The sequence below is a fragment of the Amycolatopsis sp. NPDC049159 genome (assembly GCF_040648295.1).
Lineage (GTDB): Bacteria > Actinomycetota > Actinomycetes > Mycobacteriales > Pseudonocardiaceae > Amycolatopsis > Amycolatopsis pretoriensis_A.
In genome coordinates this window covers 52,621-76,006 of sequence record NZ_JBEZDL010000010.1, presented here as the reverse complement: position 1 = coordinate 76,006, position 23,386 = coordinate 52,621, and the positions used below count along the sequence as shown (strand labels likewise).

At 75.3% G+C, this 23,386-nt stretch carries 3 protein-coding genes; all 3 read right to left on the bottom strand.

The genetic code is table 11. The features are described from left to right. Positions 1-15: 15 nt before the first annotated feature. From AB0B33_RS19940 to AB0B33_RS19930, 3 genes are read right to left on the bottom strand one after another with little or no spacing between them, the layout of a single operon-like run. Positions 16-7,419, bottom strand: coding sequence for a type I polyketide synthase (locus AB0B33_RS19940; RefSeq protein ID WP_360773674.1), 7,404 nt, complete (start codon positions 7,417-7,419; stop codon positions 16-18). Beyond that, complete coding sequence (locus AB0B33_RS19935) at positions 7,416-10,580, bottom strand: acyltransferase domain-containing protein (protein ID WP_360773671.1); 3,165 nt, start codon at positions 10,578-10,580, stop codon at positions 7,416-7,418. The genes AB0B33_RS19940 and AB0B33_RS19935 overlap by 4 nt, the downstream gene beginning before the upstream one ends. Next, positions 10,573-23,307, bottom strand: coding sequence for a type I polyketide synthase (locus tag AB0B33_RS19930; RefSeq protein WP_360773668.1), 12,735 nt, complete (start codon positions 23,305-23,307; stop codon positions 10,573-10,575). The genes AB0B33_RS19935 and AB0B33_RS19930 overlap by 8 nt, the downstream gene beginning before the upstream one ends. Between the last annotated feature and the right edge of the window lie 79 nt (positions 23,308-23,386).

The following is a 23,386-nucleotide window of genomic DNA, read 5'->3' as shown; positions in this document are numbered from 1 at the left end:
GAGTCGTCGGCGGCATCAGGAGATGCCGAATTCGGTGTCGAGCAGGCGGAACATCTCGTCGTCGTCGGCCGAGTCGAGGCGTTCCGCGATCGATTCGCGGTCCTCGCGCCACTGGGCGAGCAGGACCTCCAGGCGAGCCAGCGCCCGGCCGCGGTCCTGGGCACCCGCCGAAGTCAGGCCGGCTTCGAGGCGGTCCAGCTCCTCGGCGAGGCCGTCGGGCGCGGGCTCGACGCGGGTGCGCAGGTGCGCGGCCAGCGCTTCGGCCGTCGGGTGGTCGAAGACCAGCGTGCTGGGCAGGGCGAGCCCGGTCGCGCGGGACAGCCCGTTGCGCAGCTCGACCGAGGCCAGCGAGTCGAGGCCGAGGTCGCGCAGCGGCTGGCGGACGTCCACCGACTCCGGTGTCGCGTGCCCGAGCACCACGGCGATCTCGCCGCGCACGATGTCGAGCAGCAGCCGGTCCAGCTCGGGACCCTGGGCGGTGCCGAGGATCTCCGCGACCGCGCCGCCGGCCGCCGGTTCGAGCGCCAGGACCTCGCGGACCTCGGGCAGCTCGCCGAGCAGCGGGCTCGGGCGCTGGGCGGTGAACGCCGGCACGAACCGCGTCCAGTCGACGTCCGCGACGACGACCGTGGGCTCGTCCCGCTCGACCGCCGCGATCAGCTCGGCGACCGCGCGCTCCGGCGGCAGCCCGGGCACCCCGCGCCGCGCCATCCGGACGCCGGCCTCGCCCTCGGCCATGCCCGGCCCGGCCCACGGGCCCCAGGCGATCGACGTCGCGGTCAGGCCGCGGGCCCGGCGTGATTCGGCGACGGCGTCGAGCGCCGCGTTCGCCGCGGAGTACGCGCCCTGGCCGCCGCTTCCCCAGGTGGCCGCGATCGACGAGAACAGCACGAACGCGTCGAGCGGGGTGTCCCCGAGCAGCTCGTCGAGGTGGGCCGCGCCCAGCACCTTCGCCGCGCGGACGCGGGCGAACTCGGCCACGGAGGTGCCGGCCAGGTGCTCGGGATCGGCCGCGCCGGCGGCGTGGACCACCGCGGACGGCGGGAATTCGGCCAGCAGCGCGGCCAGCGCGGCCCGGTCGGCGACGTCGCACGCGCGGACCGTCACCCGCGCGCCGAGCGCGGTCAGGTCCTCGGCGAGCCCGGGTGCGGCCTGGCCACGACGGCCGGTCAGCACCAGGTGCTCGGCGCCGCCGGCCGCCAGGCGCCGGGCGACGTGCCCGCCGAGCGCGCCGGTGCCGCCGGTGATCAGCACCGTGCCGCGCGGGCGCCACTCGCGGACCGTCCGCCCGGTCGTCCGCACGAGCCGCCGTCCGAACACCCCGGACGGCCGCACCGCGATCTGGTCCTCGCCGCCGCCGAGCACGAGGTCGGCGCCGTCCGCGAGGTCGACGCACCCGCCCCAGCGGCGCGGGTGCTCCAGCCCCACGACGCGGCCGAGACCCCAGATCCCGGCCGCGGCGGGGTCCACCGGCTCGCCCGGTCCGACCTGGACGGCGGTGCGCGTGACGCACCACAGCGGCGCGTCCCGGCCCGCGTCCCCGAGGGCCTGGACCAGCACGAGGACGTCCTCGGCGGCGGTGAGGTACGACAGCACGCCGTCGGTCTCCGGCAGCCGCGCCGCGAGGTCCGCGCGGCTGATCCCGGCAGGCACCTCCAGCACCGTGACGCCTTCGGGAAGCCGCACGTCGCTGCCTTCGGGGACGACGGCGAGCCACCAGCCGTCGAGCGCGGCCGGGGTGTCGATCGGCTGCCAGGCCACGCGGTACCGCCAGCCGGTGGTCCCGCCGTCGGCTTCGCCGCGCCAGCGGGCGAGCGCGGGCAGCACGGCGTCCACTGTGGAGCTTTCGACGCCGAGGGTTTCGGCCAGCCCGGTGCCGTCGCCGTCGCGGACGGCGGCCCAGAACCGCGCGCCGGCCGGGTCGGCCGCCGGGGGCGTACCCGGGTCGAGCCAGTACCGCTCGCGTTCGAACGGGTACGTCGGCAGGTCGACCCGCGTGGTCGCCGAACCCAGGATCGATGTCCACTGTGGACTCTTGCCCTGGACGTGCAGGCGGGCCACCGCCGTCAGCAGCGTCTCGGCTTCGGGCCGGTCCGCGCGCAGCACCGGCACGGCGTCCTCGACCAGCGCCGCCAGCACGGCGTCCGGGCCGATCTCGACGAACGTCGTGACGCCGTCGGCGCGCAGGGCCTCGACGCCGTCGGCGAACCGGACGGTGGCTTCGACCTGCCCGATCCAGTACTCCGCCGTCTCCGGGCCGATCCCGCCGGTGGGGACGAACGGGAGTGCGGGCGCGGCGAAGGACACCGTTCCGAGTGCCGCGCGGAAGCCCGGCAGCATCGGGGCCATCAGCGGCGAATGGAACGCGTGGCTCGTGGCGAGCCGCTTGGTCTTGGCGAACCGCGCCGCCACCTCGGCGACCGCGGCCGCTTCCCCGGACAGCACCACGGCGTCCGGCCCGTTGACCGCGGCCAGCGAGACCCCGGCCGGCAGCGGCCGGACGTCCTCTTCGGACGCTTGCACCGCGATCATCACGCCGCCCTCGGGCAGCGCCTGCATCAGCCGGCCTCGCGCGGTGACCAGCGTGACCGCGTCTTCGAGGGTGAGGATGCCGGCGACGTGGGCGGCGGCGATCTCGCCGGCGGAGTGGCCCAGCACGGCGTCCGGCCGCACGCCCCACGATTCGAGCAGCCGCACGAGCGCGACCTCGACCGCGAAGATGCCCGGCTGCGCGAACTCGGTGCCGTCGAGCTCGGGGCCGCCCGCGAAGACGACCTCCCGGACCCGCGGATCCGGGCACGCGGCGTCGAACGCGGCCGCGAACGCCGGGTAGGTCCCGTACAGCTCGCGACCCATCCCGGCCCGCTGGGAACCCTGGCCGGTGAACAGGAACGCCGTCCGGCCGGGTCCGGCTTCCCCGGTGATCGCACCACGGCCGCCGCGGATCGCGGCGAGCCCGGCGGCACGTTCCTCGGGCGTGGCCGCGAGAACGACCGCCCGGTGCGCGAACGCGGCCCGGCCGGAAGCGAGGACCCGCGCGACCTCCACGGGATCGGCGTCGACCTCGAGCAGTTGCCCGGCCTGCGAGCGCAACGCCGTCTCGGTGCGCGCCGACAGCAGCCACGGCACCGGGCCCGTGAACCCGTCCGGTGCGGCGGTGCCCGCCGGGTGTTCGAGGATCACGTGGGCGTTCGTGCCGCTGACGCCGAAGGACGACACGGCGGCGCGCCGGACGTCCGTCTCCGGCCACGGCGTGGTGCCGGTCAGCAACGCGACCGCACCGGCCGTCCAGTCCACCTTGGCCGACGGGGTTTCGAGGTGCAGGGTCCGCGGCAGGACGCCGTGGCGCATGGCCTCGATCATCTTGATGATCCCGCCGACCCCGGACGCGGCCTGCGCGTGGCCGATGTTCGACTTCAGCGACCCGAGCCACAGCGGCGCCGTCCGGTCCTGGCCGTAGGTGGCGAGGACGGCCTGCGCCTCGATGGGGTCACCCAGCACCGTGCCGGTGCCGTGGGCTTCGACCGCGTCGACGTCCGAAGCGGACAGTCCGGCGTTGGCGAGTGCCTGCCGGATCACCCGCTGCTGCGACGGCCCGTTGGGCGCGGTGAGGCCGTTGGACGCGCCGTCGGAGTTGACCGCCGACCCGGCGACCACGGCCAGCACCGGGTGCCCGAGCCGCCGCGCGTCCGAAAGCCGCTCCAGCAGCAGCATCCCGGCGCCCTCCGCCCACGCCGTGCCGTCCGCGGTGTCCGAAAAGGACTTGATGCGGCCGTCCGGCGCGAGCCCGCGCTGGCGGCTGAACTCGACGAACGCGCCGGGGCTCGACATGACCGTGACCCCGCCGGCGAGGGCGAGCGTGCATTCGCCCGCGCGCAGGGACTGCGCCGCGAGGTGCAGCGCGACCAGCGACGACGAGCACGCCGTGTCGACGGTCAGCGTCGGGCCTTCGAAGCCGAACGTGTAGGCGATCCGTCCGGAAAGGACACTGGCCGCGGTGCCGGTGCCGAGGTTGCCACCGACGTGCTCGGGAGCCTCGTGCAGCGGCGGCCCGTAGTCCTGGGACGCGGTCCCGGTGAACACGCCGACGGCGTCACCGCGAACCGCGCGCGGGTCGATGCCCGCGTGCTCGAACGTCTCCCAGGCGACTTCCAAGAGCAGCCGCTGCTGCGGGTCCGTCGCCAGGGCCTCGCGGGGGCTGAGCCCGAAGAAGCCGGCGTCGAACCCGGCGGCGTCGGCCAGGAACCCGCCGTGCCGGACGTAGGTCTTGCCCGGCCGGCCGGGTTCCGGGTCGTGCAGCCCGTCGACGTCCCAGCCGCGGTCGGCGGGGAACGCGCTGATCGCGTCGGTGCCGCTCAGCACCAGGTCCCACAGCTGGGCCGGGGACGCGACGCCGCCCGGGTAGCGGCAGCCCATGCCGACGACGACGATCGGGTCGGCCGAGCCCGCGTGGGCGGTGATCGCCCCGGCCGGCGACTCGCCCGCGAGCCACGCGGCGAGCGCGGCGGGGGTCGGGTGGTCGAAGACGAGCGTGGCGGGCAGCGTCAGCCCCGTCGCGGTGCCCAGCCGGGAGCTGAGTTCGACGGCGGTCAGCGAGTCGAAGCCCAGGTCGGCGAACGCGCGCTCGGCGTCGAGGGCTTCGGGGTGGCCCAGGACGGCCGCGGCCTGCGCGCGGACCAGGTCGGTCAGGTTCCCGCCCGCTACGGGAACTTCCGCGCGGACACGAGCCGGCGTGCGGCCGTCCGCGGTGAGCCAGTAGCGCTCGTGCTGGAAGGCGTAGGTCGGCAGGTCGGTGCGCCGCGCACCGGCGAAGAAGGCGGTCCAGTCGACCGGGACGCCGTGCGTGTGCAGGGTGGCGACCGCCGTGAGCAGGGTGGCCGGCTCGTCGCGGTCCGGGCGCAGCGCGACCGCCGTCACGGCGTCGGTGAGGCCGCGGGCGATCGCGGTGAGCACGCCGTCGGGGCCGAGTTCCAGGTAGGCCGTGACGTCCTGCCCGGCCAACGTCGCGACGGCGTCGGCGAAGCGGACCGGCTCCCGGACCTGCGCGGTCCAGTAGTCCACTGTGGACATATTGGCGGTCTGTCCGGTGCGGGTGGACACCAGCGGGACGACCGGCGGCCGGAAGTCCAGTGTCCGCACGGTTTCCGCCAGCGGCTCGAGGACCGGGTCCATCGCGGCGGAGTGGAAGGCGTGGCCCGTGGTGAGCCGCCGGGTCCGGCGTCCCCGGGCCGCCCAGTGCGCGACCACGTCCGCGACGGCGTCTTCCGGGCCGGAGACGACGACCGCGGCCGGCCCGTTGACGGCGGCCAGGTCGACGTCCGGCGGCAGGTCGAGTTCGGCTTCCCCGGCCTCGATCGCGGCCATGGCACCGCCCGCGGGCACCGCCGCCATCAGCCGGCCGCGCGCGGCGACCAGCGCGGCCGCGTCGGCGAGGGAGAGCACGCCGGCCAGGTGCGCCGCGGTGATCTCGCCGAGCGAGTGCCCGGCGACGACGTCCGGGCGGATGCCCCACGACTCGACGAGCCGGGCCAGCGCGACCTCGACCGCGAACAGCCCGGCCTGCGCGTGGTCGGTGCGGTCGAGCAGCGTGCCGACGTCGGCGAAGACGACGTCCTTGAGCGGCGGCGCGCCGTCCCGGCGGGCGTCGATCTCGGCGCAGACGGCGTCGAACGCGGCGGCGAACGCCGGGAACGCGGCGTACAGCTCGCGGCCCATCCCCGGCCGCTGGGCGCCCTGGCCGGTGCACAGGAAGGCCAGCTTGGTCTCGGCGCGAGCCTGGCCCTGGACGAGCCCGGCGGCGGGCAACCCCGCAGCCAACGCGGCCAGCCCGGCAGGCAGCTCCCCGACGACAACGGCCCGGTGCTCGAGCTGCGCCCGGGTCGTGGCCAGCGAAAACGCGACGTCGACGCTCGGCTCGACCCCACCCAGCCGAGCAGCCTGAGCCCGCAACGCCTCGGGCGACTTGCCCGCCAGCAGCCACGGCCCCAAGCGCCCCAAAGTGGCGTTCGGTGCGTCAGACGCAACCAACGCCACATCGGGGCGCTCGGGGGCCTCCTCGACGATCACGTGGGCGTTGGTCCCGCTGACCCCGAACGACGAGACCCCCGCACGGCGCGGGCGGTCGCCGGCGGGCCACGGCTGGGCTTCGGTCAGGAGGGACACCGCGCCGGCCGTCCAGTCGACGTGCGGTGAGCGCTCGTCCGCGTGCAGGGTGCGCGGCAGCTTCCCCGCGCGGAGGGCGAGGACCGTCTTGATGATCCCGCCGATCCCCGCCGCGGCCTGCGCGTGCCCGAGGTTGGACTTGAGCGATCCCAGCCACAGCGGCGTTTCCCGGTCCTGGCCGTAGGTGGCCAGCAGCGCCGAAGCCTCGATCGGGTCCCCTAGCACGGTGCCGGTGCCGTGCGCCTCGACCGCGTCCACATCGGACGGCAGGAGTCGCGCGTCGGCCAGCGCGGCCCGGATGACCCGCTGCTGCGCGGACCCGCTGGGCGCGGTGAGGCCGTTGGACGCGCCGTCGGAGTTGACCGCCGAACCCGCCAGCACGGCCAGGACGTCGTGGCCGTTCGCCTGCGCGTCCGACAGGCGTTCCAGCACGAGGACGCCGACGCCCTCGGCCCAGCCGGTGCCGTCCGCGCCGGCGCCGAAGGACTTGCAGCGGCCGTCCGGGGCGAGTCCGCGCTGGCGGCTGAACTCGACGAACCCGCCGGGTGTGCTCATCACCGACACGCCGGCGGCCAGCGCGAGCGTGCTCTCCCCCGCGCGCAGCGACCTGATCGCCAGGTGCACCGCGACCAGCGACGCCGAGCACGCGGTGTCCACCGTGAGCGCCGGGCCTTCGAGCCCGAACGCGTAGGCGATCCGTCCGGAAAGGACACTGGCGGCGAGCCCGGTCAGCAGGTGGCCTTCGACGTCGGCGGGTGCCTCGTGCAGCCGCGGCCCGTAGTCCTGGCCGTTGGTGCCCGCGAAGACGCCGGTTCGGCTGCCGCGCACGGAATCCGGTGCGATGCCGGCCCGTTCGAACGCCTCCCAGGCGGCTTCGAGCAGCAGGCGCTGCTGCGGGTCCATCGCCGTGGCTTCGCGCGGGCTGAGGTCGAACAGCGCCGCGTCGAACCCGGCGACGTCGTCGAGGAACCCGCCGTGCCGGACGTAGCTCGTGCCGGACGCCGACGCGGGATCGGCCAGCTTCGCCAGGTCCCAGCCGCGGTCGGCCGGGAACTCCGTGACGGCGTCGCGGCCCTCGTCGACCAGCGTCCACAGGTCATCGGGCGAAGCGACACCGCCGGGGTACCGGCAGCTCATCCCGACGACGGCGATCGGCTCGTGCGCGCGGTCCTCGAGCTCCCGGACCCGGCCGCGGGCTTCGCGCAGGTCGCCGGTGGCGCGCTTGAGGTAGTCGAGGAGCTTCTGTTCGTTCGTCACTTGGCGGCACCCAGTTCTTCGTCGAGCAGCGCGAACATCTCGTCGGCCGTGGCGCCCGCCAGTTCCGCCGCGGCGGCCGGCCCGGCCGCGACGAGCGTCCGGAGCCGGGCCAGCACGTGGTCGCGCGCGGCGCCGTCGAGGTCGCGCAGGCCGGCCTCGAGCGCGTCGAGGTGGCGGTCGAGGCCGGCCGACGGCGTGTCCGCCAGCGAAGCCAGCAGGTAGTCGGCCAGCGCAGCGGCGGTCGGGTGGTCGAACACCACCGTAACCGGCAGCTCCAGCCCGGTCGCCGCGGCGAGGCGGTTGCGGAGCTGGACGCCCGCCGCCGAGTCGAAGCCCAGCTCGCGGAACGACCCGGCCGGCCGGACGTCGTCGGCCGAGGCGTGGCCGAGCACGGCCGCCGCGGCGGAACGGACGAGTTTCACCAGCGCCCGCCGCCGCTCGGCGCCGGTCAGCCCCACCACTTTCACGTGAAAGTGATCTGGAGGGGGCTCCTCCGGATCACTTTCACGTGAAAGTGATGGTGGTGTGGTGGTGAGCCAGTGGTTGCGGTGGTCGAACGCGTACGTGGGCAGGTCGATCCGCCGTCCCGCCGGGAGTGCCCAGTCGACGTCGATCCCGCGGACGGCCAGTTCGGCCAGCGCCAGCCGGACCCGGCCGAGGCCGCCGTCGCCGCGGCGCAGCGCACCGGCGACGACCGCGCCCGGCGCCGTCTGCTGCATGCCCAGCGTGAGCACGGGGTGCGGGCTGAGCTCGACGAACGCGGTCCAGCCCTCGGCCAGCGCGGCCCGCAGCGCCGGGTCGAACAGCACCGGCTGCCGCAGGTTCGTGAACCAGTACTCCGCGTCCAGCCCGGTGGTGTCGAACGCCGACGCGGTCACCGTCGAGAGGAACGGGACCTCGGCCCGGCGCGGCCGGATCGGCGCGAGGTCGGCGAGGAGCCGCTCCCGCAGCGAGTCGACCTGCGCGGAGTGGGACGCGTAGTCCACCGGAATCCGTTTCGCGTGCTCGCCGCACTTCTCGGCGAGTTCGTCCAATGCGGACGGTGCGCCGGACACGACGACCGACGCGGCCCCGTTGACCGCGGCGATCGACAGCCCCGGTGCCAGCAGCTGCTCGACCTCGCCGACCGGGCGCCGCACGGACACCATGCCACCCTGGCCGGACAACGCGGCGAGTGCCTTGCTGCGCAGCGCGACCACCCGCGCACCGTCCGAAAGGGACAGTGCACCGGCGACGCAGGCGGCGGCGATCTCACCCTGGCTGTGCCCGAGCACGGCCGCGGGCCGCACGCCGTGGGACTCCCACAGCGCCGCCAGCGACACCATCACGGCCCACAGCGCGGGCTGGACGACCTCGACGCGGTCGAGCTCGTCGCCGCGGCGCAGGACGCGCAGCAGGTCGAAGTCGGTGAACGGCACCAGCGCGGCCGCGCACTCGGCCAGCCGGGCGGCGAACACCGGCGACGTTTCCAGCAGCTCACGGCCCATCCCGGCCCACTGGGAACCCTGGCCGGGGAAGACGAACACCGCGTCCGGCCCGGCGTCGGCGATCCCGGTGACCACAGTGGACGACTCCTCCCCGGCGGCGAGCGCCGCGAGCCCCCGGCGCCGGTCCTCGCCGAGCACGACCGCGCGGTGGCCGAACCGGCTGCGTGAACTCAGCAGCGAGTGGGCGACGTCGAGCGGGTTCTCGTCCACAACGGACAGCAGCCGGGCGGCCTGGCCACGCAACGCCTTGGCGCTCCGGGCCGACAGCACCCACGGTGCCGAGGGAACGTCCGGCGACGAGACCGCCGGTTCGGCCGCGGGCGCCTCCTCCAGGATCACGTGCGCGTTGGTCCCGCTGACCCCGAACGACGACACCCCGGCCCGGCGCGGGCGATCCCCCGCGGGCCACGGCCGCGGTTCGGTCAGCAGCGACACCGCGCCCGCCGTCCAGTCCACGTGCGGTGACGGCTCGTCGGCGTGCAACGTCTTCGGCAGCACGCCGTGCCGCAGCGCCAGGATCATCTTCAGCAGCCCGGCGACGCCGGCGGCGGCCTGGGTGTGCCCGAGGTTCGACTTGACCGACCCGAGCCACAGCGGCTCCGCCCGATCCTGTCCGTACGCGGCGAGCACCGCCTGGGCTTCGATCGGGTCGCCCAGCGCGGTACCGGTCCCGTGCGCCTCGACGACGTCCACATCGGACGGTGCCAGCCGCGCGTCGGCGAGCGCCTGCGCGATGACCCGCTGCTGCGCGGGACCGTTCGGCGCGGTCAGGCCGTTCGACGCGCCGTCGGAGTTCACCGCCGAGCCGCGCACCACGGCCAGCACCGGGTGCCCGAGCCGGCGCGCGTCGGAAAGCCGTTCCAGCAACAGGACCCCGGCGCCCTCGGCGAAGCCGGTGCCGTCGGCGCCCGCGCCGAACGCCTTGCAGCGCCCGTCGGCGGAAAGCCCGCGCTGGCGGGAGAATTCGACGAACACCGACGGCGTCGCGAGCACCGTCGCCCCGCCCGCGAGCGCGAGCGTGCACTCGCCCCGGCGCAGCGCCTGCACCGCCAGGTGCACGGCGACCAGCGACGACGAGCAGGCGGTGTCGAGCGTCAGCGCCGGGCCTTCGAAGCCGAAGGTGTAGGCGATCCGGCCCGAGGCCAGGGAGCCGGAGGTGCCCATCAGCACCCGGCCGGCGAGGTCCGCGTCGGCCGCGCCGGTGCCGTAGTCGGCGTACATCGTCCCGGCGAACACGCCGGTCCGGCTGCCGCGCAACGACTGCGGGTCGATGCCGGCGCGTTCGACGGCTTCCCAGGACAGTTCGAGCAGCAGCCGGTGCTGCGGGTCGGTGACCTCGGCGGCGGCCGGGGACATGCCGAAGAACCCGGCGTCGAACGCGCCCGGCTCGGTGAGGAACCCGCCGTGGCGGGTGCTGGAGTGCCCCGGTTCGTCCGGCCGGTGCAGGCTTTCGACGTCCCAGCCGCGGTCGCCGGGGAACTCGGTGATGGCGTCGGTGCCGCCGTCGAGCAGCCGCCAGAGGTCCTCGGGCGTGGTGACGCCGCCGGGGTACCGGCAGCCGGTGCCGACGACGGCGATCGGCTCCTCGGCGGCCCGCAGCTTCTCGCGGGCCTGGTGCAGTTCGAGGGTGACCCAGCGGAGGTTCTCCAGCACGCGGTCGTCGTGCTCAGCCATGGTTGCCCAGCTCCTTGGAGATGAAGTCGAGTAGTTCGTCGGCCGAAGCGGTGCGCAGGTGCTGCGCCGGGTCGCCGGGTTCGGGTTCGGGCCGCCGCAGGCGGGCGCCGAGGGCGTCGAGCCGGGCCAGCACCGTGGCCAGCACCGACTCGTCGACGTCGGCGAGGGCGTGCTCGAGGCGCTCGACGTGGTCGAGCGCCTCCGGGCGGGCCGGGCCGGTGACCAGCCCGCGTTCGAGGTGCGCGGCGACGGCCGACGGCGTCGGGTGGTCGAAGACGAGCGTCGCGGGCAGCCGCACCCCGGTCGCGGCGGTGAGCCGGTTGCGCAGCTCGACCGCGGTCAGCGAGTCGAACCCGATCTCGGCGAACGGCTGGGCGGGGTCGATCGCGGCCGTCCCCTGGTGCCCGAGCACCGCGGCGACCTCGCCCCGGACCAGGTCGAGCAGCACCTTCGGCAACTCTGCGGCGGGGACGTCGGTCAGCTCGATCCGCGCTTTCGCCGGGGTGGCCGGAGCGCGGACGAGCCCGCGCAGCAGCGGTGGGACCTCGCCGAGCCGGGCCGCCGACGTCTCCAGCCGGACCGGGTACAGCACCGCCTCCCCGGCCGCCCAGGCCGCGTCGAAGAGGTCCAGGCCCTGCCGGTTCGACAGCGGCAGCACGCCCGTGCGGCCCAGCCGGCCCAGGTCGGTGCGGTCCAGCCCGCCGGTCATCGTGCTCGCCTCGGCCCACAGGCCCCAGCCCAGCGACAACGCCGGCAGCCCGTTCGCGCGGCGGTGCCGGGCGAGCGCGTCGAGGTAGGCGTTCGCGGCCGCGTAGTTCGCCTGCCCCGCGGTGCCGAGCGTGCCCGCGACCGAGGAGAACAGGACGAAGCTGCGCAACGGGAGTCCCGCGGTCAGCTCGTGCAGGTGCCGGGCGGCGTCGACCTTCGGCCGCAGCACGGTGTCGAGCTGCCCGGCGGTGAGCGCGGAGAAGGTCGCGTCGGCCAGCACCCCGGCGGCGTGCACGACCGACGTCAGCGGGCGCTCGGCCGGGATCGCCGCGAGCACCTCGGCGAGCCTGTCCCGGTCGGCGGCGTCCGCGGCGACGACCTCGGCGGCCGCGCCCAGCTCCGCCAGCTCGGCGACGAGCTCGGCCGCGCCGTCGGCTTCCGGTCCCCGGCGGCTGAGCAGCAGCAGGTGGCGGGCGCCGTGGGCGAGCACGAGGTGCCGGGTGACGAGCCGCCCGAGCGTGCCGAGCGCCCCCGTCACGAGCACCGTGCCGGCCGCGTCGAGCAGCGGCCCGGTGGCGGCGCGGACGTCCGCCCGGGCGAACGCCGGGACGTACGCGACCCCGGCCCGCAGGGCGAGCTGCCCCTCCCCGGTGCCGAGTGCGGCGGGCAGGGCTTGCCGCGAACGCGGATCGTCGTCGACGTCGGCCAGCACGATCCGGCCCGGGTGCTCCGCCTGCGCCGACCGCAGGAGCCCCCAGAGCGCGGCGCCGGCGGGGTCGTCTTCGGTCGCGCCGCTGGTCAGCACCACGAGCCGGCCGTCGGCGGGCGAGTCCAGGAACTCGCGCACGAGGTCCAGGTGCCGGGTGAGGACTTCGCGGACTTCGCCGGTGCCGGCGGACACCACCACGTCGCCCTCGACCGGCGCGCCGGTCTCGACCGGCTGCCACGCGAGGCGGTAGAGCGAGTCCGAACCGGCCGCGAGCTGCGCGGGCGAGAACGGGCGCAGGGTCAGCGCTTCCGCCGTCAGCACCGGGCGGCCGTCCTCGTCGTCCACCGCCAGCGACACCGCGTCCGGGCCGGCCGGGGAAAGCCGGGCCCGCAGCGCCCGGGCGCCGGACGCGTGGGCGGTGACGCCGGACCACGCGAACGGCAGCCGGGGGGCGTCGTCGGCGAAGAAGCCGCCGAGCCGGACCGCTTGGGCCGCGGCGTCGAGCAGGGCCGGGTGCACCACGAAGGTGCCGGGCTCGGCCGGGCTGATCTCGGCGTGGACGTCGTCACCGGACCGCCAGGCCCGGGCCAGGCCCTGGAAGGCGGGGCCGTAGTCGAAACCGTCTTCGGCCGCGGTGACGTAGAACTTCTCGACGTCGATCTCGGTCCCGGCAGGTGGCCAGGTCAGCGGCGGGCGGACCGCGGTGGTGGCCGGGCCGAGGGTGCCCGAGGCGTGCCGCGTCCAAGGCCCGTCCTCGGTGCGGGCGAAGATCTTCAAGGCGTCTTCGCTGACGGTGACCTGGACGAGCACGGCGCCGCGGCGCGGCAGGACGAGCGGCGCTTCGACGGTCAGATCTTCCACGGTGGCACCGGTTTCGCGCGCCGCGTGCAGAGCGAGGTCGAGGAACGCGGTGCCGGGCAGCAACGGCGTGTCGAGGACGGCGTGGTCGGCGAGCCACGGCATCGCCCGCAGCGACAGCCGGCCGGTGAACAGCCGGACGTCCGGGTCGGCGAGGCGGGTCGACGCGGCCAGCAGCGGGTGCCCGGCCGCGTCGAGGCCGAGCCCGTCGACGCCGGCGGGGGTTTCGCCCGCGTCGAGCCAGAACCGTTCGCGCTGGAAGGGGTAGGTCGGCAGGGCGGCGCGGGTGCCCGCGGGCAGCACCCAGTCGACCGGCACGCCGTGGACGTGCGCCTCGCCGAGTGCCGCGAGCACGCGGACCGGGCCGCCGTCGTTCCGCTTGAGCGTGCCGAGGGCGGTGGTGGTCTCGGCGAGGGCGCTGACGAGGACCGGGTGCGGGCTGCACTCGATGAAGACGTCGTGGCCCGTTTCGGTGAGGTTTTCTGTGGCGCGCGCGAATTCGACGGGCTGACGGAGGTTGCGGTACCAGTACGCGGCGCCGAGGTCGGCGGTGTCGGTGAGTTCGCCGGTCACGGTGGAGTGGAAGGGAATCTCGCCCGACCGCGGCCGCACCGGGGCGAGCACGCGGGCCAGCTCGTCTTCGAGGACTTCCACGTGCGGCGAGTGGGAGGCGTAGTCGACGGCGATCCGCTTGGCCGGGACGTCCGAAGCCAGCAGCTCGTCGAGCGCGTCGGCGTCACCGGAGACCACGGTCGAGGCGCCGCCGTTGACCACGGCGACCGCGAGCCCCGGCCAAGGAGCGATGAGTTCCCGCGTCCGATCGGCCGGAGCGGCCACGGACACCATGCCGCCGCGTCCCGACAGCGCCAGCAACGCCCGGCTGCGCAGCGCGACCACGCGGGCACCGTCCGAAAGCGACAGTCCACCCGCGACGACCGCGGCGGCGATCTCGCCCTGGGAGTGGCCCACGACGGCGGCGGGTTCGACGCCGTGCGCTCGCCAGACGGCGGCGAGCGACACCATCATCGCCCACAGCGCGGGCTGGACCACGTCGACCCGCTGCAGCGCCTCGGCGTCGCCGAGGACGTCCAAGAGGTGCCAGTCCACAAAGGAGTCGAGGGCGGCCGAGCACTCGGCCATCCGCTCGGCGAACACCGGTTCGGTCTCGAGGAGTTCCCGGCCCATCCCGGCCCACTGCGAACCCTGACCGGGGAAGACGAACACGACCCGGCGCCCCGGCCGCGCCACACCGGCGCCGGTCCCCCGCTCGGTGAGCGCGGTGAGCCCGGCCTTCAGGTCACCGGTGACGACGGCGCGGTGGTCGAACGCCGATCGCTCGACCAACGCCCGCGCCACGCCGGCGGGATCGCCGTCCACAAGGGACAGAAGGCGCCGGGCTTGCTCACGCAGTGCGGGTTCCGTGCGGGCCGAGAGCACCCACGGGACCGGCTCGTTCGCTGTCGCGGACGGCTCCGGTTCCGGAACGGCTTCGAGGATCACGTGCGCGTTGGTGCCGCTGATGCCGAACGACGACACCGCCGCGCGCCGCGGCCGTGCGACCTCGGGCCAGGCGCGGTTCCCGGTGAGCAGCTCGACCGCGCCCGCCGTCCAGTCGACGTGCGGGGACGGCTCGTCGACGTGCAGCGTCTTCGGCAGCACGCCGTGCCGCATCGCCTGAACCATCTTCACGACCGCGCCGACACCCGCGGCGGCCTGCGTGTGCCCGACGTTCGACTTGAGCGAACCCAGCCACAGCGGCGTTTCCCGGCCCTGGCCGTACGTCTCCAACAGGGCCTGCGCCTCGATCGGGTCGCCGAGCGGGGTGCCGGTGCCGTGCGCCTCGACGGTGTCCACATCGGACGTCGCCAAGCCCGCGGTCGCGAGCGCGGCGCGGATCACGCGTTGCTGCGACGGGCCGTTCGGGGCGGTGAGGCCGTTCGACGCGCCGTCGGAGTTGATCGCGGACCCGCGCAGCACGGCGAGCACCGGGTGCCCGTTGCGGCGGGCGTCGGACAGGCGTTCCAGCAGCAGCATCCCGGCGCCCTCGGCCCAGGCGGTGCCGTCGGCGGCGGCCGCGAACGGCTTGCAGCGGCCGTCCGGGGCGAGCGCGCGCTGGCGGCTGAACTCCACGAACGAGCCGGGAGTGGCCATCACCGCGACGCCGCCCGCGAGCGCGAGGCCGCATTCGCCCTGCCGCAGGGCTTGCGCGGCGAGGTGCAGCGCGACCAGCGACGACGAGCACGCGGTGTCGACCGTGACGGCCGGGCCTTCGAACCCGAAGGTGTAGGCGACGCGGCCGGAAACGACGCTGCCGGACCCGCCGGTGAACGAGTAGCCCTCCGCTTCCTCGGGCAGCGGGGCCAGGCGCGCGGTGTAATCGTGGTACATCGCGCCCGCGAAGACGCCGGTGCGGCTGCCGCGCAGGCCGAGCGGGTCGATCCCGGCGTTTTCGAAGGCCTCCCAGGAGGTTTCGAGCAGGAGGCGCTGCTGCGGATCCATCGCGGTGGCCTCGCGCGGGCTGATGCCGAAGAACTCGGCGTCGAACTCGCCCGCGTCGTGCAGGAACCCGCCACGGGTGGTGTACGTGCGGCCGGGGCGGTCGGGATCGGCGTCGTACAGCGCCGCGACGTCCCAGCCGCGGTCGACCGGGAACTCGCTGATCGCGTCCCGGCCGTCGACGACCAGCTGCCACAGCTCGTCCGGGCCGGTCACGCCCCCGGGGAAGCGGCAGGCCATGCCGACGATGGCGATCGGGTCCCCCGCGACGGCGGTCTGTGTGGCGGCTTCCGCGGTTTCCTCGCCGCCGCCCAGTTCCGCGTGCAGGCGGTCGATCACCGCGGCCGGGGTCGGGTGGTCGAACAGGAGCGTGGCGGGCAGCCGGAGCCCGGTCGCGGCGGCCAGGCGGTTGCGCAGCTCGACCGACGTGAGCGAGTCGAACCCGATCTCCTTGAACGCCCGGCCCGGCTCAACCGCGGCCGGGTTCCCCAGCCCGAGCACGGCCGCGACCTCGGCGCGGACGACGTCGGCGATCCCCTCGACGGTCACCGCGGTCTTCGTCGCACCGCGGCCGGCGCGCAAGCGGACGACGCTCCGCAGCAACGACGGCACCGTCCCCGCGGCACGCAGTCCGGCTTCGTCGACGCGCAGAGGCACGAGCAGCGCGTCTGCGGCGCCGCGGGCGGTGTCGAACAGGTCGAGCGCGTCCACAGTGGACAAGGTGCCGACGCCGGTGCGGGACATCCTGGTCCGGTCCGCGGCGGCCAGCCCGCCGCCCATGCCGTCCGCCGTCTCCCACAGGCCCCACGCCAGCGCCGTGGCCGGAAGTCCCTGCGCACGCCGATGTCCAGCGAGTGCGTCGAGGAAAGCGTTGGCGGCGGCGTAGTTGGCCTGCCCCGCCGTGCCGAGCAGGCCGGAAACGGAGGAGAACAGCACGAACTCGGTCAGCTCGCCGGCCAGCTCGTGCAGGTTCCAGGCGGCATCGACCTTCGCGCGCAGGACGTCGTCGAGCTGCTCGGTGGTGAGCGTCTCGACCGGACCGTCGGCGAGAACACCGGCGGCGTGGACGACCGCGGTCACCGGGTGTTCGGCCAGCAGCGCGGCCAGTGCGTCGCGATCGGCGACGTCGCAGGCAGCGAGGGTCACCTCCGCGCCCAGCGCCTCCAGTTCCGCGACCAGTTCTCCGGCGCCTTCCGCGGCGGGACCGCGACGGCTGACCAGCAGCAGGTGCCGGACGCCCTGTTCGGCGAGGCGCCGGGCCAGCGCGCGGCCGAGACCGCCGGTCGCGCCGGTGACGAGCACGGTGCCGTGCGGAGCCGGGACCGCGTCCGGCACGGTGGCCCGGGCCAGCCGCGGGACGAGCACGACGCCGTCCCGGTACGCCAGTTCCGGTTCGCCGGTGGCCGCGATGGCGGCGATTTCCGACGGCGTCAGCTCGGTGTCGGTGTCCAGGAGCACGAACCGGCCGGGGTGCTCGGTCTGGGCCGAGCGGACCAGCCCGCGCACCCCGGCGTCAGCGAGTTCGCTGGTCACGAAGACGAGCTGGGCGCCGTCGAAGCGGGCGTCGGCGAGCCAGGTGCGGATCAGGCCGAGCGCGTGGTTCGTGGCGGTGCGCACCCGGTCCGGCACCGCGCTTGTGCCGGACTCGGGGCGCACCGCCACGAAGTCGGGGACCTCGGCCAGGTCGAGGCCGGTGGTGAGCACGCAGGTGGCCGCCGTGGCGGGGGCGGGCACCGGCGTCCAGGCGACGCGGTAGAGGTCGTCGCGGGAGACGGTGGCCGTCAGCTGGTCCGCGGCGACGGGCCGCAGGGACAGGGCACCGACTTCGGCGACCGGAGCACCTTCGGTGTCTACAATAGACATACCAGCGGCCGTGGTGTAGCGGACGCGGATCGTGCTCGCGCCGGCCGCGTGCAGGCGGACGTCGTGCCAGGAGAACGGGATCCGGCCCGCCTCGACGCCTTCCGGGTCACCGAAGGCGACGACGTGCAGGGCGCCGTCGAGCAAGGCGGGGTGCAGGCCGTAGTCCGCGGCCTCGGCGACGCGGTGCTCGGGCAGCGCCACTTCGGCGAACAGCTCGTCGCCTCGCCGCCAGACCGCGCGCAGGCACCGGAATTCGGGACCGTAGCCGAACCCGGCGGCGGCGATCCGGTCGTACCGGCCGTCGAGGTCGACGGGCTCGGCGCCTTCCGGCGGCCAGACCGGCTCCGGCGCGGGCACGGCTCCACCGGCGGAGACGGACCCGGCGGCGTTGCGGGTCCAGCCCGCGGTCACCGACGGCTGGTCGGGCCGCGACGAAACGGCCACCGCGCGGCGGCCGGACTCGTCGGGCGCGCCGAGGGAAACCTGGAGCTGGACGCGGCCGTCCGCGGGCAGGACCAGCGGGGTCTCCTGGACGAGCTCGTCGAGCCGGTCGCAGCCCGCCTGCCCGGCGGCGAGCAGCGCGAGTTCCACGAAAGCACTGCCGGGCAGGAGGTTCGCGCCGAGCACGACGTGATCGGCCAGCCACGGCTGGGTCCGCACGGACAGGAGGCCGGTGAACAGGACACCGTCCGTGCCGGCGACCTCGGCGCCGCCGCCGAGCAGCGGGTGGCCGGTCGGGGTGAGGCCCGCGGCCGCGACGTCGGCGCGCAGCGAGCGTGGCGGGAGCCAGAAGCGCTGCCGCTCGAAGGGATAGGTCGGTAAGTCTACTGTGGACTTACTTGGAATCGCTTCGCCGAGCACGGCCAGCACCGGGTACACGGCTTGGACGTCGTCGCGGCCGGAGCGGAGGGTCGGGAGGAAGTCGCCGTCCGGCAGGCAATCGCGGCCCATGGCGGTCAGGACGCCGTCGGGCCCCAGCTCGACGAAGGTGGTGACGCCGTCGTCGGCCAGGCGGGCGACGGTGTCGGCGAAGCGGACGGTGCCGCGGACGTGCCGGACCCAGAACTCCGGCGTCGCGGGATCGCCGTCGACCTCCAGCGGGATGCGCGCCGGGCGGAACGTGGCCGACCCGGCGACCGCGCGGAAGGCGTCGAGCATGCCGTCCATGTGCGGGGAGTGGAAGGCGTGGCTGACGGTGAGGCGCCGGGTCCGCCGCCCGAGTCCGGCGAAGTGCGTTTCGAGCTTCGCGACGGCGGTTTCGTCGCCGGCGACGACGACGGACCGGGGCCCGTTGACCGCGGCGAGGGAAACGCCGTCGCCGAGCGGGATTTCGGCCTCGGTCGCTTCGATGGCGGCCATCGCCCCGCCGCCGGGCAGTGCGTCCATCAGCGCGCCGCGGGCGGCGACGAGCCGGGCGGCGTCGGCGAGGTCGAGGATCCCGGCGACGTGCGCGGCGGCGAGTTCGCCGATCGAGTGCCCCGCGACGAAGTCCGGCCGGATGCCGTGGTGCTCGAACAGCCGGAACAACGCCACTTCGACCGCGAAGAGCGCGGGCTGGGTGTAGGCGGTGCGGTCGAGGAGGGTGGTGTCGTCGGCGAAGACGACAGTCTTGAGTGGACGGTCCAGGTGCGGGTCGAGCGCCGCGAAAACCTCGTCGAGGGCGGCGGCGAAGACCGGGTCGGCGTCGTAGAGGGGCTGGGCCATGCGGGCGCGCTGGGAACCCTGTCCGGTGCAGAGGAAAGCGAGCTTGCCCGGGGTCGTGCAGTGGATGCCGGTGCCGTGCCCGGCCAGCGCTTCGAGCGCGTCGAGCTGACCGCCGACGATCCCCGCGCGGTACTCGAACCGGCTCCGCGCGGCCAGCGTGGCCGCCACCTCGCCGGACGCCAGCTCGGGGTGCGCGAGAAGGTGTTCCCGCAGTTCACGGGCTTGCCGCCGGAGCGCGTCCGGGGTCTTGGCACTGAGCACCCACGGCGAGACCGAGCGCCCCGATGTCGCGTCGGGGTGCTCGGGGGGCGCCTCCAGGATGGCGTGGGCGTTCGTGCCGCTGATGCCGAACGACGAGACCGCCGCCCGGCGGGGGCGTGGGACCTCGGGCCAGGCGCGGCTCTCGGTGAGCAGTTCGACCGCGCCCGACGTCCAGTCCACGTGCGGGGTCGGCTCGCCGACGTGCAGCGTCTTCGGCAGGATCCCGTGCCGCATCGCCAGCACGAGCTTCAGCACGCCGCCGATGCCGGCCGCCGCCTGGGCGTGGCCGATGTTCGACTTCAGCGAGCCCAGCCACAACGGCGTCGAGCGGTCCTGGCCGTAGGTCGCCAGGACCGCCGACGCCTCGATCGGGTCGCCCAGGACCGTGCCCGTCCCGTGCGCCTCGACGACGTCCACCTCGGACGCCGTCAGTCCCGCGTCCGCCAGTGCCGCCCGGATCACCCGTCGCTGGGCCGGGCCGCTCGGGGCGGTCAGGCCGTTGGACGCGCCGTCGGAGTTCACCGCCGTGCCGCGGACCAGGGCCAGCACCGGGTGGCCGTGGCGCCGCGCGTCGGACAGCCGCTCCAGCAGCACCACCCCGGCGCCTTCCGCCCAGCCGGTGCCGGCCGCGTCGGCCGAAAACGCGCGGCAGCGGCCGTCGGCGGACAGGCCGCCCTGCTTGGCGAACTCGACGAACATCCCGGGCCCGGACATGACCGTGACCCCGCCCGCGAGCGCCATCCCGCACTCGCCCGCCCGCAGCGACCGCACCGCCAGGTGCAGTGCGACCAGCGACGACGAGCACGCCGTGTCCACCGTGATCGCCGGGCCCTCCAGCCCGAAGACGTGCGCGACGCGGCCGGAGATCAGGCTCGGCGACGTCCCGGTCAGCAGGTGGCCGTCCTCGGCTTCGTGCAGCCGCGGGCCGTATTCGTGCGACGTCGCGCCGAGGAAGACGCCGTCGCGGTGGCCGCGGATCGTCTCGGGTCGGATGCCCGCGCGCTCGTAGGCCTCCCACGCCGCCTGCAGCACCAGCCGCTGCTGCGGGTCCATCGCGAGCGCCTCGCGCGGGCTGATGCCGAAGAACGCCGGGTCGAACTCGGCCGCGCCGGTCAGGAACCCGCCCTCGCGGACGGCGTCGCTGTCCCAGCCGCGGTCCGACGGCGGCGCGGACACCGCGTCCCGGCCCGATGCGACCAGCTGCCAGAGGTCTTCCGGCGTGCGGACGTCACCGGGGAACCGGCAGGCCATCGCCACGATCGCGATGGGTTCGTCCGACGCGGCGGCGAAGTCGTCGCGGGACTCGGCGGCACCGGCCAGGTGCGCGGCCACGGCCTCGGGCGTCGGGTGCTCGAACAGCAGCGTCGCGGGCAGCGCGCGGCCGGTCGCCTCGGCGAGCCGGTCCCGCAGCTCGAGGCCGGTCAGCGAGTCGACGCCGAGGTCGCGGAAGCTCCGCGCCGGGTCGACGTCGGCCGCCGACGCGTACTCCAGGACGGCCGCGACCTCGGCGCGGACCAGGTCGAGGGGAACGAGCGGGTCCCCGGCCCCGCGTTCGGGGACCCGCTCGGCAACCGGACCGGCGGTCAGGATGTCCCGCCGGTCCGGCAGCTCGGCGGGCAGCCAGTAGCCGGCGCGCTGGAAGGGGTACGTCGGCAGCTCGACGCGGTTGCCTTGCCACGGCGCGAAGAGCGCGGCCCAGCCGACGTCGCGACCGGTGACGTGCAGGGTCGCCAGCGCCCGCAGCAATGCAGCGGTCTCGGACCGCGCGCCGCGCTGGGCGGGGACGACGGCGGCCCGCGCGACGGTCGCGCGCACCTGCTCGGTCAGCACCCCGGCCGGGCCGATCTCGACGAAGTCCGTTACGCCGCGGGCTTCCAGCGTCCGGACGCCGTCGGCGAACCGGACCGCCTCGCGCGCGTGCCGCACCCAGTATGCGCCGGTGCCCAGTTCGGCCGTCGCGAGCCAGCCGGTCACGTTCGACACCACCGGGATCCGTGCGTCCGCATAGGACAGTCCACTCGCGACTTCGCCGAACGCCGCCAGCATCGGCTCGATCCGCGCGGAGTGGAAGGCGTGACTGACGGTCAGCCGTTTGGTGCGGTGCCCGCGCGCGGCCAGCTCCGCCGCCGCGGTGAGGACGGCGTCCTCGTCACCGGACAGCACGACCGCCGACGGCCCGTTCACCGCGGCGAGCGAAACGCGCTCGCCGAGCATCGGCTGAACGTCGGCTTCGGCGGCTTCCACCGCGACCATCGCCCCGCCGGCCGGAAGGGCCTGCATGAGCGCGCCGCGGGCGGCGACCAGCCGGGCCGCGTCGGCCAGGGAGAACACGCCGGCGACGTGCGCGGCGGCCAGCTCGCCGACCGAGTGCCCGGCGACGAAGTCCGGCCGCACCCCCGCGGCCTCGAACAGCCGGAACAGCGCCACTTCGAACGCGAAAAGGCCGGCTTGGGTGTACTCCGTCCGGTCGACGGCGTCTTCGAGGACGACGTCGGCCAGCGGCCGGTCGAGCAGGCCGTCGAAGGCCGCGCACGTCTCGGCGAAGGCGTCGGCGAACGCCGGGAAGGCTTCGGCCAGCTCCCGGCCCATCCCGGCGCGCTGGCTGCCCTGCCCGCTGAACAGGAAGGCGAGTGCGCCCCGGTCCGCCACCCGGCCCCGGACGATCTCGTGGGCGCTGCCGCCGGCGGCGAGCGTGCGCAGGCCGGCCAGGAGCGCCGCGCGGTCCCGGCCGATGACGACGGCCCGGTGTTCGTGGTGCTTGCGCGTGGTCGCCAGCGAAAGACCGACGTCGACGGTGTCCATTTCGGACATCGTGGACAGCTGGGAAGCCTGATCGCGCAGGGCTTCCGGCGTCCGCGCCGACAGCAGGAACGGCAACGCGTGCGGGACGTCCGGTGCCGCCTTCTCCCGCGCGGGCGGCTCCTGCAGGACCAGGTGGCAGTTCGTTCCGCCCATGCCGAACGAGGACACGCCGGCCACGAGCGGGCGGCCGGGCTCGGGCCAGTCCGACAACGACGTCTGGACCCGCAAGCCGAGTTCCGCCAACGGGATCGCCGAGGTCTCGAAGCCGGGGGTGGGTGGCAGTTTCCGGTGCCGCAGCGCGAGAACCACCTTGACCAGGCCGGTGATCCCGGCCGCGGCTTCGGTGTGACCGACGTTCGCCTTCGCGGACCCGACGGCCAGCGGCGCGTCCGGGCGGCCGAGGACCCGGCCCAGCGCGGCGGCTTCGACCGGGTCACCGGCCTTCGTGCCGGTGCCGTGCAGCTCGACGTACTGGACCGACCGCGGGTCGATCTCCGCGTACGCCCGCCGCAGGACTTCGGCCTGGCCGTCGGCGTCCGGCGCGGTGAGACCGGCGCCGCCGCCGTCGTTGCCGACCGCGCCGCCGAGGAGCACCGCGTGCACGAGGTCGCCGTCGGCGAGAGCCTGGTCGAGGGGCTTGAGGACGACGGCCGCGCCGCCCTCGCCGCGCACGAACCCGTTGGCGCGCGCGTCGAAGACGTGGGCGGTGCCGTCGGGGGACAGCCCGCCGAAACGTTCGGCCAGGACAGCGCTTTCCGGCACGAGGTTGAGGTGCACACCGCCGGCGAGCGCGACCGCGCATTCCCCGCGGCGCAGGCTTTCCACGGCCTGGTGCACCGCGACCAGCGACGACGACTGTCCGGAGTCGACGGTGAAGCTCGGCCCGCGCAGACCGAGCGCGTAGGAGACGCGGTTGGCGATCAGGCCGCGGCGGATCCCGGCCATGGAGTGCCGCGTGACGGCGTCGGCACCGGCGCGGTCGAGCAGGGTGGCGTAGTCGTCGGAGGCGGCGCCGAGGAAGACGCCGGTCCGCGGTCCCGGCACGAGACCGGCGTTTTCCACGGCCTCCCAAGCGAGTTCGAGCATCAGCCGCTGCTGCGGGTCGATCGCGGCGGCTTCCCGCGGCGAGATCCCGAAGAACGCGGGGTCGAAGTCCGCGACGCGCTCGAGGTACGCCGCCGGCGGCGCGCCGGGGGAAGCGGCGCGGCCGGCGGGTGGTTCCCCGATCGCGCTGCGGCCTTCGCGCAGCAGCGCCCAGAACCCGGCGGGGTCCGCGGCCGAGGGCAGCCGGCAGGACAGGCCGACGATCGCGATCCCGTCCGGCATGGGCCCTCCTCACAGTTTTCTTGCGGTACTTGGAAAAACCTAGAAGGAGTGGCTTCTGCTTCGCTTCCACCGGCTTCCC

Excerpts from the sequence above, each read along its gene's own strand:
- AB0B33_RS19930 (WP_360773668.1), bottom strand. The coding sequence starts at position 23,307 with ATGCCGGACGGGATCGCGATCGTCGGCCTGTCCTGCCGGCTGCCCTCG.
- AB0B33_RS19935 (WP_360773671.1), bottom strand. The coding sequence starts at position 10,580 with ATGGCTGAGCACGACGACCGCGTGCTGGAGAACCTCCGCTGGGTCACC.